We start from the raw sequence: 12,639 nt of genomic DNA on the forward strand, positions 1-12,639 counted from the left end.
GCCGCGCAGGCGCAGCGCGACCGCGAGGCGGACCTGCGCCGCTCGCTGCGCAACGACGCCGAGAGCCGCAGCGCGCAGCAGCAGCCGCAGCCGCAGCCGCCGCCGCTCAACCTGCCGGGCGGCGTCGCGGAGCGGGTGGTGCGCATGCCGGTCGAAGGGGCGGCCGCCTTCGATCCGACGCGCCCCGAAACCGACCATCAGCTGCAGCAGGCGGTGCAGCTCCTGCGCAACCTGGCCGCGGCGCAGCCGGCGCAGCCGCGGCGCGCGCAGCGCTAGCAACTCCCCACGACAACGCTTCGCGTTGCCGAGGGGACCCCGTCCATCATCCCCACGACGTTGCTGCGCAACGCCGCGGGGACCCCGCCCATCATCCCCACGACGTTGCTGCGCAACGCCGCGGGGACCCCGGATTGGCACTGATCCGTTCAGCGTCGGTTCATCCTGCCGTGGCAGAGCCGCGGCAGGGCACCAGGGGGCGGAAGGTCCTGCTAGGCTTCGGGTGACATGAGGTTGCCAGGGTATCGCGCGCTCGGGGCGTTCTGGGCTGGCGTGCTCGCCATCTGCGTGGCGGGCGCGGGAACGCTCGCTTGGCTCGGGCCGCCGGAGACGGAGGTCGCGACGCCAACGGCCGCAGCGGCGCCCGCCGCCGCCGCGGCGGAGTCGCCGGCGGAACCACCGGCAGTTGCGCTGCCGCAGCTCGCCCAGGACCCGCCGCGCGCCGCGCCCGATCCCGCAGCGCTCGCCAATCCGACCATCGCAGCGCCCGATCCCGCGCTGCTCGAACCCTCGCCGCACGGGCCGTTGCCGCGCCTCGGGCCGGGCGGCCGCTCCTCGATCCGCGCCTATGCGAGGCCCTTCGACCGCAGCGATCCGCGGCCGCGCATCGGCCTCGTGATCAGCAACATCGGCGCCTTCGCGCAGCATTCCGAGGAAGCGATCGCGCGCCTCCCCGGCGGCGTCAGCCTCGCCGTCAGCCCCTATGCCGCGCGGCCCGAGCCGCTGCTCGACCGGGCGCGCGCGCGCGGCATGGAACTTCTCGTCGCGCTGCCGCTCGAGCCGGCGGGCTTCGCGCAGGTCGCCTTCCCGGGGGAACGCGCCCTGCTCACCTCCCTTTCGATGGGGGAGAACCTCGATCGCCTCGATGCCGCGCTCGGCACCATCCAGGGCTTCGTCGGCGCGGTGGGCGGGCTCGGCACGATGCGCGGCGAGCGCTTCGCGGCGAACCCGGAGCTGCTTGGCGCCGTGCAGGATGCGCTGACGCGGCGCGGCCTGCTCTACGTGGATCCGCGCCCGGGCGCGCCGCAGCCCGCCCGCGCCTTCGGCCGCAGCGTGGATGTGCTGCTCGACGAGCCCTCGGCGGTGCGGAGCGAGGTGGAACGGCGCCTCGTTGAGCTGGAGGCGCTGGCCCGTGCGCAGGGATCGGCGCTCGGCCTCGCCGGCAACCCCTCGCCCTCCGTCGTCGCCGCCATCGCCGCCTGGAGCGCGGGGCTCGATGAACGCGGCGCCGTGGTGGCGCCGGTGACGGTGCTCATCCGCCGGCCGAGCGAGCAGGCGAGCAGGTAGCGGGCATGGCTCAGCCGGCCTGGCTGCTGCCCGGAGATCCCCCGCTCGAGCTCGTCGGCGACGCAGGGCCGCGCTTCCTGCTGGTGCACGGCGCCAACGGCAGCGCAGCGGTCTGGCGGCAGCTGGCCGCAGCGCTTGCCGTGCGCGGCGCAGCGAGCCTCGCGGTCTCGCTCCGCGGGCATGGCGCCAGCGGCGGACAGACGGCACTGCAGTCCTTCGGCATTCGGGACTATGTCGCCGATGTGCGGCGCGTGCTGGCGGCCCTGCCCGTGCCTCCGGTGCTCGTCGGGCACTCGATGGGTGGGCTGGTCGCGCAGCTTGTCGCGGCGGAGGCGCCGCTTGCCGGCCTCGCGCTGCTCGCCAGTTCGCCCACCGGCGGGATGCGGCGCGACGGCGCGCGCATGCTGCTGCGCCATCCGTTCACCTTCCTGCGCGCCATCCGCCGGCGCAGCTTCCGCGCGCTCTACGCCGAACCGCGGCTGGCCCGCGCGCTGCTTTTCGCCCGCGCAACGCCGGAGGCGGTGATCCGCGACTACCAGGCGATGCTCGGCGAGGAATCCTGGCGCGCCGGCACCGAGATGAACGAGCTGCTGCCCGACCCCGGCGCCGTGCGCTGCCCGGTCCTGGTGATCGGCGGGGCAGAGGATGCGATGGTCTCGCCCGGCTCGGTGCGCCGCACCGCTTCGGCGTATCGCACCGCGGCGGTGCTGCTGCCGGGCCGGGCGCACATGCTGCAGCTTGAAGGCGACCAGGACGCGCTCGCGGCGCTGCTGCTCTCGGGGCCCTGGACGGACTCGACCGGCCGCATGCCGGCCTGCGTCGATGCGCGCGCATAGGCGCCCTCGGGCTCCCGCCACCGCTACGCCCGCCGCGCGCCCCGCAGAGCAAGCCAGGCGCCGACCCCGGCGCCGGCCATGGTCAGCGCGGTGCCGAAGCCGGCGCCGTATTCGACCAGGCCAACCACGAAGGTCATCAGCGCGCCGAAGGCCATCTGCATCGCCCCCAGCAGCGCGGAGGCGGTGCCCGCAAGCTGCGGCCGCGCGCTGAGCGCGCCGGCGATCGCGGATGGCTGCAGGATGCCGTTGCCCACCGCCACCAGCGCCATCGGCACGAAGAAGCCGAGGATATGCGGCGGCAGCAGCAGGATGGTGACGAGCGAGAGCAGCGATCCGCCGACATTCACCGCGACGCCGATGGTCAGCAGCCGCAGCAACCCGAGCCGCACCGCGCCACGCCCCGCGATCCAGCTGCCCAGCGCAAAGGCGATGGACACCGTCGCGAAGGCGATCGCGAAGGCGAAGGGCGAATAGCCCATGCCCTGCACGACCACATAGGGCGCGCCGCCGAGGAAGGCGAAGAATACGCCGGTCGAGCAGGCGGTGATCGTCGCATAGGCGCGGAAGGCCGGGATCGCCCAAAGCCCGCGATAGGCCGAGAGGATCGCCGCGACGCCGGGCAGCGCCTGCGGCGCCGGCAGCGTCTCCGGCAGCCGTGCCCAGCACACCGCAGCGAGGGGAATGCCGAAGGCGAGGCAGGCGAACATCGTCGCGCGCCAGCCGGCCCACTGGTCGAGCACGCTGCCGAGGATCGGCGCAAGCATCGGCGCGATGGTCATGCCCATGGTGACGTAGCCGAGCACGCTCGCCGCCTCCTCGCGCGGCCAGACGTCGCGGATCACCGCGCGCGCCAGCACGACGCCGGCGCAGGCGCCGACCGCCTGCACGATGCGCGCCGCGACGACGCCGAGCACGCCGACGGAGAGCGCCGCCGCGAGGCTGCCGACCAGGTAGAGCACGAAGCCGCCCATCAGCAGCGGCCGTCGCCCGAAACGGTCCGACAGCGGGCCGTAGATCAGCTGCCCCACGCCGACGGCCACGAGATAGAGCGTGACCGTGAGCTGGATCGTCGCGGTGGACGCGCCGAGGTCCTGGCCCATCGCCGGCAGGGACGGCACCAGCACCTGCATGGTGAAAGGCCCGAGGCCGATCATCGCGACCAGCAGCCACACCGGCGGTCGTGCGCGCTGCGGCGCGGCCGGCGTCATGGTCGTGGATGGCGGGTCGGCGGAGGGCGTGTCGCGCGGGCTCACCGCGGCGACGCTACGCCAAGCCCGCGCCGCCCGACACCGCCATCACGCCATCGCGACGCCGTGCAGCCCTGCGCCGGGCGCAACGCAACTACCAGCGCAGGCCCGAAAGCGCCGCGACCGGCCGCACGCCTTCCGCCGCCGCGACCTCCATCAGCCGCGCGGGGTCCGGCGCCTCGCCATGCGCGTGCGCGGCGAGTCCGGTCAGCGCCCAGACGGCGTCGATGCCGGCGGCCTGCGCGCCGGCCAGGTCGGTGTGCGGGCTGTCGCCGATGGCGACGACGCGCGAGCGGTCCGTCAGGCCCAGCGCCTCCATCACCGGGCCATAGGCGGCCGGATCGGGCTTGCCGATCTCGCGCGCCTTCGGCCCGCCGAGCTCGACATAGAGATCGGCCAGCGCGCCGGCGCAGACCACGCGTTCCTCGCCCACCATGACGAAACGGTCGGGGTTCACGCAGAGCATCGGCAGCCGATGCGCCGCGCAGGCGGCGAGCTGCGCGCGGTAGGGCTCGATCGAATCGCGGCCGCGTTCCGGCAGCGGGCCGGTGTTGAGGATGAAGTCGGCCTGCGCGGGATCGTCCACGAGTTCCAGGTCGCGATCCTCGACGACGGACAGGTCGCGCTCCGGCATGCCGATGAAGACGGCGCGGCGGCCGTAGCCGGCGGCGACCGGATCGGCGAGCAGCCGCCAGGCCAGCTCGCCGCTGGTGATCGTCGCGTCCCACAGCGCGCTGTCGAGGCCCATCGAGCGCAGGAAGTCGTTCACGACATGCGCGCGGCGCGGCGCGTTGGAGAGGAAGGCGATGCGCTTGCCGCGCGCCTTCAGCGCGCCGAGCGCCTCGGCCACGCCGGGATAGGGGCGATGTCCGTCGTGCACGACGCCCCAGAGGTCGAGAACGTAGCCGTCGTAGCGATCCGCGAGCGGCGCGACGGAATCGAGAATCTTCATCTTCTTTGCCTCAGACGCCGGCGCGCGCGTCCGCGCGCGTCGTGCGAACAGCACGCCTGCGGCGTGACGCTTCGCCGCATTTGCGGGGGGCCGCATTCCCGGCCTCGGCCGGCGTCGTGCGAACCGCACGCCTCCGGCATGACGCCGGCCGCATGTCGATCTGCGTCATCACGCTCACCGTAGGTCCGCGCCCACCATGTCCGCCACGCTGCGCACGCCGTCGCGCCGCAACAACGCGGCGAGTTCGCGCTTGATGCGCGGGATCAATGCCGGCCCTTCATAGGCGAAGGCGGCGTAGAGCTGCACCAGCGATGCGCCCGCCTTGATCTTCGCCAGCGCGTCCGCGCCCGAACCGACGCCGCCGCAGCCGATCAGCGTCAGGCCGCGCCCCTTCGCCATCCGCGCGACGCGGCGCAGCAGCTCGGTCGAAGGCTCGAGCAGCGGCGGGCCCGAGAGGCCGCCGGCCTGGCTGCGATGCGCGCTGCGCAGGCCGGGCCGCGCGATGGTGGTGTTGGAGACGATGAGGCCGTCCATGCCATGCATAACGGCGGCTTCCACGATCGGCTCCACCGCGGCCGGCGCCAGGTCGGGCGCGATCTTCACCAGGATGGGCGGCTTCGCGGAGCAGGCGGCGCGGGTCGCGGCGAGGGCCGCGAGGATCTTCGCCAGTTGCTTCTCGCCCTGCAGGTCGCGCAGGCCGGGCGTGTTGGGGGAGGAGACGTTGACGGCGACGTAGTCGGCGAGCGGCGCGACCTGCTCGTAGAGCATCGGGTAGTCGCGCAGCGGCGCGGCACCTTCCTTGTTGATGGCGATGTTCACGCCGAGCACGGCGGGCCGCGCCTTCAGCGCCGCGATGCGCGCACGGAAGGCGGCGATGCCGGCATTGTTCATGCCCATGCGGTTGATCACCGCGCGGTCCTCGACCAGGCGGAACAGCCGCGGCTTCGGGTTGCCGATCTGCGGCTTCGGCGTGACCGACCCGGCCTCCACGAAGCCGAAGCCGAGGCGCATCAGCGGCCCGACCGCGACGGCCGACTTGTCGAAGCCGGCGGCGAGGCCGATCGGGTTGCGGAACTCCCGCCCCAGCGCGTGGATCGCCAGGATCGGATCGTCGGGCGAGCGGTCGGCGCCGGCCAGGCCGAAGCGCAGCGCGCGCAACGCCAAGTCGTGCGCGCGTTCGGGATCCACACCGCGCATCAGCGGCATGAGGGTGGAGGCGAGCCGGGGGGTCACGGGGTGCCCTTCTGCACTGGACGACGGCCGGAGGGAAGGCGTGTTGACCGCATGGCGGGGCTGCCCCAATGGGGCGCTCTTCTTTGGGCCGCGCAGCGGCCCCGCGCACAGCGCAACAGAGGAGCTAAGAGCAGCAGTGCGGAGGCGCGTAAGCCAAGCCGGCGGAGCGGGCGCGTCATGCCGAAGGCGTGCCTTCGGCACGACGCGTTTGAGGGCACGCTAATCCTCGGCCCCCTTCTCATGCTGCTCGGCATCGGCTGCTTCGGGCTGCTCGACGCGGCGAGCAAGCTTCTGTCGGCCGAGCATACGGTCTGGCAGGTGCTGCTGGTGCGCTTCACGACGATCCTCGCGGTCGTCTTCGCGCTGCGCATGATCCGGCCCGGCTGGGGCGGCGCGATCGCCACGCGGCACCCGCGCATCCACCTCGCCCGCGCGCTGGCCATGCTGGGCAGCGCGAGCTGCTTCTTCATGGCCTTCACGCATCTGCCGCTGATCGAGGGCTACCTAGTCTTCTTCACCTCGCCCTTCATGGTGCTCGCGCTGACGCCCTGGGTGCTGAGGGAGCGCGTGCCGGCCGCCGCCTGGGGCTGGGTGGGCCTCGGCTTCGCCGGCGTCGCGATCGGGCTGGCGCCGGGCCTGGCCGGCGGCGTCGGCGGGGCGCTGACAGGCTATGCCTGGGCCTTCGCGGGAACGCTCTGCTACTCGGCGGTCTTCGTGCTCAACCGCTCGCTGCGGCACGAGACGGGCGTGGCGCGCGTGCTGGTCTGGCCGACGCTGCTTGGCTTCGTCGTGATGCTGGGGCCCGGCCTTGCCACCTGGACGGCGCCGGATGCGCTGGCGCTCGGGCTGATGGTGATGAACGGGCTGATCGTCGGCGTCGCGACGGTCGCGCTGGCCGAGGCGTTCCGCCACGCCGACGCCGCGCGGCTGGCGCCCTTCGGCTATTCGGGGCTGGTCTGGAGCCTGAGCTTCGACCTGGCGCTGTGGGGCCACCTGCCGGGCTGGCCCATGGTGGCCGGCGCGACCGTCGTTGTGCTGGCCTGCGTGATGAGCGAGCGGGCGGCGGGGCGGCGGGGCTAGAAGCCCGCCGGAAACTCGTGCGTGCCGTCGTCGCGCAGCGTCAGCCGCGTGGCGGAGAGCACGGCGGCGACCGGCAACGGGCCGTAGAGATGCGGGAACAGGCCGGGCCGCTTGCCGCCGCTCGCCGGTTCCCACTTCAAGGCGTCGCCCAGCCGCGCCGTGTCGGCCTCCACCAGCCAGAGATCGGGCTCGCCGCGGCGGTGCTTGGCGGCACTCTCCCGCACCTGCACGGCGGTGGAGAAATGCAGGAAGCCGTCGCGCGTGTCGTCGGCGCTGCCGCGGTATTCGCCGAGCCGTTCCGCCGCGCGCCAGTCGTCGCCGCGGACAAGCGTGTAGATGCGCGTTTCCATGCGCGGCGGTGTCACCCGAACAGCCGGTAGAAGACAAGCCCGCCGAGTTCCGCCGTCGGCGCATGGCCGAGCGCCCAGCGCGGCAGGCGCGCGGCGTCATGGTAATGCGTGGCGCCGCCGGTGGGATCGGGCAGCGCGCCGGCGATGGCGCGCGCGGCGATGCGGGCGCAGGCGCCGAGATCCGCACCCTCCGGCAACTCCGCCAGCACGCGGCGGCGCGGATGGCCGGGGTGCCAGCAGCCGAATTGGAAGGGCGCGCGGCACACGCCGGCCACGCCCTCGCCCAGATGCGCCGGCCCGCCGGGGCTGGCGGCGAGCCGCACGCGGGTCATCACCACGCTCGCGACGCCTTCCGCCTCGCGGACCGGGCGGTCGCCGGCCTCGCCATAGAGGGTCAGCGCCAGGATCTCCCGCGCGCCGAGCGCGCGGTGGGTGTCGAGGGCCGCGCTCATGCCTCGGTCGCCTCGCTGCGCGCCTTGAAGCCGATGCGGCCGGGCACGTGCTGGCCGGAGATGGCCGCGGCGGCGGTGGCGGCGCGGCTGACCTCGTCCAGCTTCTCCTCGAGCCGGCCGAGCTGCAGCGTGAGCCGCGCATCCAGGTCGCGGATCAGCGACAGCGGGACGTAGGTGCGTGCGACCTCGAGCTTGAAGGCGGCCAGCTCCTCCCGCGCCGTGTCATGCGCGGGAGGCGTTGGGGGCGCAGGCGGCTCGGCACGGGCGGCGAGCTCGCGGCGCAGCTGGCTGACCATCCAGAGCAGCAGCAGCACGATCGGCGCATCGGCCAGCGCCGCCACCAGCTGGGGCGGGATGTCGGGGGGCATGGCGGAACTCCTTTCGGGAACGGCGCGGCTTGAAGGCGGCCGCCGCAGGCCCAAGCTTCCGGCGACGCATCGCGACGCCGGGACCATGTGGAACGAGCCCTATCTCGAGACCTGCTGCCGCTCCGCCCTGCACCGGCTGACGCTGGTGCAGGCGGCCGGGCGGCCCGCCGGGCTGAAGGACGGCCCCTGCCTCGAGCGGCTGGAGGGCATGGGGCTTGCCCGGCTGCGCAGCGACGGCCGCTTCGAGATCACCGAGGCCGGCGTCGCGCGGCACGCGAGCGAGATCCTGAAGCGCGCCGCCGCCTGAGCTAGGCTCCGCGCCAGCCCGGGCTCGCCGGGCGCGACGGCAGGGTTGGGAAGCGCACCGGCTCGGACAGCAGGCAGCCGGCCACCGCATCCAGCGCGTCGTCGCGCTGCCCGGGCAGGTCGGGGCGCCAGGCGGCCATCTCCTGCGGGAAGCGGGTGCGGAACACCTGGTCGTGCGCGGAGAGACGCCGCGCCGCCAGCACCGGATCCAGCGCGCCGAGGATGCGCTGCACCTTGGGCACATGGCTCGACACCGGCTGCACGGCGCAGGCCGCGCCGGCCTTCGACATCTCGGCCCGCAGCAGCCCGGGCAGGAAGCCGCCGATGCCGTTGGTCTCGACGCGCATCACCGGCAGCAGCAGGTCGCGCGCCAGCGCGGCGACGACGCGGCATTGCTGGGTCGCCGGATCCTCCGCCGCGTCCGGGTCGTGGGTGACGTAGAGCAGCCGGTGCAGGTAGTGCCGGCCCTCGCCATCGGCGTAGGTCGCGGCGACGACGGAGGAATCGCCGGTGCCCGGTCTTCCGAAGGCGGGGTCCCACCAGCCGCCGCCGGAGACCAGCCGCGTGCCCATCAGCGTCAGCACGCCGCGCCCGTTCGCCTCGCGCCAGTCGGGCTCGGCGGCGTAGCGCGGGATGGCGGCGGGATCGAAGCGCGCGGCCTCCTCCTCCACCGCCTCCAGCAGCATCTGGCGCCGGAACGCCAGCGGACCGACGCGAGCGCGGAGCTTGGCGATCGTCGCGTCGTCGAAGCGCTCCGGCCAGGCGCTGCGGCCTTCGGCGTCGAGCAGCGGCAGGACGAGGCGCCGATAGCCGGCGAGCGTCGCGCCCTCGCCATCGGCGTAGAGCGTCTCGGCGCAATGCGGGGTACCGACGAAGAGCATCGTGCCGCCGGGCACCAGCACGAACTCGGATTCGGTCAGGCGTTCCCGCAACTCCTCGCGCTTCGCCGGCGTGTCGCAATTGCCGGCGACCTCGACGTCGTCGCAGATGATCAGGTCGGCGCGTCCGCCGGTGATGTTGCCCCCGATGCCGGCCGCGAGCATGGAAGCGTCGCGCAGCACGGCGGCGCGCGCGACGGTGAAGCGGTCCGACGCCCAGTCGCCCTCGCCATGCTCCGGCAACAGCGCGCCGCAGAGCGGGTGGCGCGCCAGGATCCGGCGCACCGTCGCGACCATCCGCGTCGCCAGCGCATGGTCGGCGGCGAGCACCAGGATTCGCGTATCCGGCGCGCGGTAGAGCCGCCAGGCGCAGAACAGCCCGACCAGGGTGGACTTGCCGGCGCCGCGGAAGGCCATGAGCAGCAGGCGGCGCTCGCCGGCGTCGAGCGAGGCTTCCAGCCAGCGCAGCACGCGGCGGTGCAGCGCGGGCGTCGGCAGGCGCGCGCGGCGGTTCCAGATCCAGGCGAATTCCAGCAGGTCGGCGGGCTTCTCCGTCACGTGCCGTCCTCGGACGCCATGCCGGCGCGGGCGGAGAGCAGCAGGTCGTCGTTGCTGGCCTCCGGCGCCTCCGGCTCGGCGCCCTGCAGGTCGCGCAGCGCCGCCATGTGGTCGAGCGCCGCGCGCGCCGCGGCGGTGCGGGCAATGTAGGCCTTGGGGTCCTCGGTCGCGGTGTTGGAGACGAACCCGAAGTAATCGGTTTCAAGCGTCTCCTGCGCGAGCTCCGCAAGCGGCCGGCTGATGCCGCGCGCGGCGATCGGGTGCGCCTTGCGCCCGCGCTTCACGACTTCAGCACGCGCACGCGCACGGTCCCGGGGTTGAGGTCGAGGGCGGCGCCGCTGCGGTTCCAGGCGGTCACCGTCACAATGTCCTGCGCGCCGATCTGCGAGAGGAACACCGCGCCGGAGGTCGAGAGCGAATAGGCCGCCTGCACGAAGTCGCCGGGCCGCGCGCCGGGCACGTTCACGTTCAGCTGCGCGCTGGCGCCGGCCGCGATGGAGGGCGGGTCCCACGGCGCCTCGGCGACCAACTCGCGGCTGCCATGCGGCAGGTCGGGCAGGCCGTAGAGCACGGCCGGCGCATGGCGCGGATCGCAGAGCAGGCGGAAGGCGCGCAGCTCGTAGTCGCTCGATAGCCGCGCGACGCCGATGACCGCATAGCCCACCTGCGGCGCGAGCCGGATCGCCTGCAGGCGCGTGAGCGTCGCATCCTCCATGTCCGCCGCGCCCTACCACCACCGCGCCGCGGCGTTCCACAGCACCGACTGGCCGGAGGCGAGCACGAGCTGGCCGCCCGCGTCGGTCAGCAGGTTCATGTTCGCATCGAAGGTCATCACCATCAGCCGCGGGCTGTCGGCATCGAGCGCCAGCGCGAACTCCTTGCAGAGCCGCGTATCCACCACGGCGCCGATCGCGCGGCCGCCGGTGAGCACCACGCCGCGCGGCGTAAGCCCGAAGGCATCGAGTGCGGGGAAGGTGAAGTCGGCGACGGTGACGGGCGTTCCCATGACGTTGGAGGACAGGCTGGCGAGCCGCTCGAACCCCGTCTCCGTCGCGTTCCAGCGGATCGCCGCGGCGCGGAGGTTCGGGATGGAGAGGATCTCCCGCGCCTCGCGATGCGCGCCGGCCTGGTGCGTGGCGCGCACGGTGCCGCCGAGGCGCGTCGCGGTGGCAGCGTGCTCGATCTCCACCAGATAGGCCTGCGAGGCCCAGGCGACCTCGTAGAGGTGGTCCTGCGCGCCGGCGGTGTGGCGCGCGACGGGGCCGGAGCAGCCCTCCATCCGCATGGCGCGCGCGACGACGGCGCGGCTGTTCACCTCGCACAGGAAGGGGATGCCGGCGATCGGCTTGCCTTCGGCGTTCAGCTCGAAGTCCGGCGCGTCGAAGACGTGCCGGTTGTGCGCGACATAGGCGCCAGGCGCGGCGGAGAGGCGGATGCCGAACCGGTCCTTGTCCGTGTGCAGCGTACTGCCGACCGCGAAATGCCCGCCATAGTATCGGACGGAGGTGTTCCAGGCCGCGGCGGTAGCGGCATGCACGTCGAGGCCGATCCGGTTGTTGACGATGCGGCCGAGGACCAGCGTCGTGTCCTCGAAGCCGCGGCCGTCGCCCATGGTGCGGATGCCGATGGTGAAGCCGGTGACCTCGCGGATCTCCACCTGGCTGGCGTCGAGGTTGCGCAGCACGAGGCCGATATCGGACTCGTTCGACCAGTCGGATTGGGTGGCGCGCGTCACCGTCAGGCCGGTGAGCAGCTTGTTCGCATTGCGGATCGCGCCGCCGTCGCCGATGGTCAGCGCCGGCTGGCCGGCCGGGCCGGCATAGAGGATGCGGCCGCGCATCTCGAGCCCGACCGCGGCGCCCGGCAGCGTCAGCGGCTGCAGCGTGCGGTGCGTGCCCTCGCCGATCAGCAGGGTCCTGCCCGAGGCCGCAGCGGCGTTCATCGCGGCCTGCAGCGCGGGGCCGTCGTCGGTCGTGCCGTTGCCGGTGGCGCCGAAGGCGCGTGCGGAGAGGCGTTCGGAGAGCTTGTCCTCCGCGGTGCGGGGGACGGCGCCGGGATAGGGCGCCGTCAGCAGGCCGGATTCGCGCGGGAAGGTGACCGCGTCGCCGTTCGAATCGAAGCCGAGCAGCCGGTTGGCGCGGACCGGCTTCAGCGGCAGGAAGAGATGACCGCCAGCTTCGGACGGGTCCTGACGCAGCGCCGTCGCGATCTCGTCGCGGCTCTCCTGCTGCGCGGCGACGATGCGGTCCAGCTCGTCGTTCAGCGTGCGGGCGCGCAGCAGCCCGTTGTCCTGGTAGTCGGTGACGCGCGCGATCCGCACCCGGCGGCGCAGCGTGACGGTCGCACCGGCGGGCGGCGGCGCGGAGAGGATGGCGTGGCCACCCTCGCTCGCGCCGGCGCCGGCGATGCTGACGCCAGCGGTCTGGACCACGGCGCCGACCCGGATCTCCAGGTCCTCGGGCGCGAAGATCGGGAAGGGGAAGGGGAAATCGGTGCGGACGCCGTCGGCGACGTAGTGGACACGCGGCGCGACGTCGCCGATGCGGATGTGCTCGGCCATCGGGGGGCTCCGGGGGATCGGGTGAGGGATGGCGGGCGCGCGCTACTCGAGCAGGTTGCGCAGCGAGGTGCCGAAGCTGTTGCCGGCTCGCAGCCAGGGCGTCAGCGATCCGTCGTCGTTCAGCAGGCTGCGACGGCCGGCCGCGAGGCGCGCGGCGAAGCCGGCATCGCTGTCGGATTGCGCGGCGCCCGCCTCGCGCGCCAGGCCCGAGGTCAGCGCGACGGCCGAGCCGTCGTCCGGTGCAACGCCGCCGGCC

At 73.8% G+C, this 12,639-nt stretch carries 14 protein-coding genes and 2 pseudogenes; 5 read left to right on the plus strand and 11 right to left on the minus strand.

Annotation, left to right across the window (positions count from 1 at the left end):
* From L2I40_RS09805 to L2I40_RS09815, 3 genes and pseudogenes are all read left to right on the plus strand, one after another.
* Positions 1 to 276, plus strand: a pseudogene (locus tag L2I40_RS09805) (hypothetical protein); the annotation flags it as partial.
* Between the two features lie 228 nt (positions 277 to 504).
* Entirely contained in the window at positions 505 to 1,563 is a 1,059-nt protein-coding gene (locus L2I40_RS09810; protein WP_237214722.1) for a divergent polysaccharide deacetylase family protein, read from the plus strand.
* Between the two features lie 5 nt (positions 1,564 to 1,568).
* A complete protein-coding gene (locus L2I40_RS09815) occupies positions 1,569 to 2,399 on the plus strand; it encodes an alpha/beta fold hydrolase (RefSeq protein WP_237214723.1) in 831 nt (276 codons plus the stop codon).
* Between the two features lie 23 nt (positions 2,400 to 2,422).
* Here L2I40_RS09815 and L2I40_RS09820 read toward each other — a convergent pair whose 3' ends face one another.
* The 3 genes from L2I40_RS09820 to L2I40_RS09830 all read right to left on the minus strand — a co-directional run bounded on the left by L2I40_RS09820 (position 2,423) and on the right by L2I40_RS09830 (position 5,804).
* Positions 2,423 to 3,652 (minus strand): multidrug effflux MFS transporter, encoded by a 1,230-nt coding sequence (locus tag L2I40_RS09820; protein ID WP_237214724.1) that lies wholly within the window; start codon positions 3,650 to 3,652, stop codon positions 2,423 to 2,425.
* An 88-nt stretch (positions 3,653 to 3,740) separates the two neighbouring features.
* Positions 3,741 to 4,598 (minus strand): TIGR01459 family HAD-type hydrolase, encoded by an 858-nt coding sequence (locus L2I40_RS09825; protein WP_237214725.1) that lies wholly within the window; start codon positions 4,596 to 4,598, stop codon positions 3,741 to 3,743.
* A 174-nt stretch (positions 4,599 to 4,772) separates the two neighbouring features.
* A complete protein-coding gene (locus L2I40_RS09830) occupies positions 4,773 to 5,804 on the minus strand; it encodes a quinone-dependent dihydroorotate dehydrogenase (RefSeq protein WP_237214734.1) in 1,032 nt (343 codons plus the stop codon).
* Positions 5,805 to 6,008: 204 nt separating this feature from the next.
* On the opposite strand from L2I40_RS09830, the gene L2I40_RS09835 reads away from it, so the two are divergent.
* Positions 6,009 to 6,911 carry a DMT family transporter gene (locus tag L2I40_RS09835; protein WP_237214726.1) on the plus strand — a complete coding sequence of 301 codons (903 nt, stop codon included), beginning with the start codon at positions 6,009 to 6,011 and terminating at the stop codon, positions 6,909 to 6,911.
* On the opposite strand, the gene L2I40_RS09840 is transcribed toward L2I40_RS09835, so the two are convergent.
* From L2I40_RS09840 to L2I40_RS09850, 3 genes are read right to left on the minus strand one after another with little or no spacing between them, the layout of a single operon-like run.
* Positions 6,908 to 7,261, minus strand: coding sequence for a DUF952 domain-containing protein (locus tag L2I40_RS09840; RefSeq protein WP_237214727.1), 354 nt, complete (start codon positions 7,259 to 7,261; stop codon positions 6,908 to 6,910). The two genes, L2I40_RS09835 and L2I40_RS09840, sit on opposite strands and share 4 nt — an antisense overlap.
* Positions 7,262 to 7,272: 11 nt before the next feature.
* Positions 7,273 to 7,713, minus strand: coding sequence for a cell wall hydrolase (locus tag L2I40_RS09845; protein ID WP_237214728.1), 441 nt, complete (start codon positions 7,711 to 7,713; stop codon positions 7,273 to 7,275).
* Complete coding sequence (locus tag L2I40_RS09850; protein ID WP_237214729.1) at positions 7,710 to 8,081, minus strand: hypothetical protein; 372 nt, start codon at positions 8,079 to 8,081, stop codon at positions 7,710 to 7,712. The genes L2I40_RS09845 and L2I40_RS09850 overlap by 4 nt, the downstream gene beginning before the upstream one ends.
* Before the next feature lie 85 nt (positions 8,082 to 8,166).
* Here L2I40_RS09850 and L2I40_RS09855 point away from each other — a divergent pair, with 85 nt between their 5' ends.
* A complete protein-coding gene (locus L2I40_RS09855) occupies positions 8,167 to 8,388 on the plus strand; it encodes a hypothetical protein (protein ID WP_237214735.1) in 222 nt (73 codons plus the stop codon).
* A gap of 1 nt (position 8,389) precedes the next feature.
* Here the strand turns inward: L2I40_RS09855 and terL are convergent, their stop codons facing one another.
* The 5 genes and pseudogenes from terL to L2I40_RS09880 form a co-directional block, all read right to left on the minus strand.
* Positions 8,390 to 9,823 carry a phage terminase large subunit gene (terL, locus tag L2I40_RS09860; RefSeq protein ID WP_237214730.1) on the minus strand — a complete coding sequence of 478 codons (1,434 nt, stop codon included), beginning with the start codon at positions 9,821 to 9,823 and terminating at the stop codon, positions 8,390 to 8,392.
* Positions 9,820 to 10,107, minus strand: a complete 288-nt coding sequence (locus L2I40_RS09865) for a hypothetical protein (RefSeq protein WP_237214731.1) — start codon at positions 10,105 to 10,107, stop codon at positions 9,820 to 9,822. Before L2I40_RS09865 ends, terL begins: the two co-directional genes overlap by 4 nt.
* Positions 10,104 to 10,538: a hypothetical protein gene (locus L2I40_RS09870; protein ID WP_237214732.1), complete on the minus strand. Its 435-nt coding sequence runs from the start codon at positions 10,536 to 10,538 to the stop codon at positions 10,104 to 10,106. Before L2I40_RS09870 ends, L2I40_RS09865 begins: the two co-directional genes overlap by 4 nt.
* A gap of 12 nt (positions 10,539 to 10,550) precedes the next feature.
* A complete protein-coding gene (locus tag L2I40_RS09875; protein ID WP_237214733.1) occupies positions 10,551 to 12,383 on the minus strand; it encodes a phage tail fiber domain-containing protein in 1,833 nt (610 codons plus the stop codon).
* Between the two features lie 42 nt (positions 12,384 to 12,425).
* Positions 12,426 to 12,639, minus strand: a pseudogene (locus L2I40_RS09880) (hypothetical protein); the annotation flags it as partial.

The organism is Falsiroseomonas oryziterrae (assembly GCF_021864505.1).
Taxonomy (GTDB): domain Bacteria; phylum Pseudomonadota; class Alphaproteobacteria; order Acetobacterales; family Acetobacteraceae; genus Falsiroseomonas; species Falsiroseomonas oryziterrae.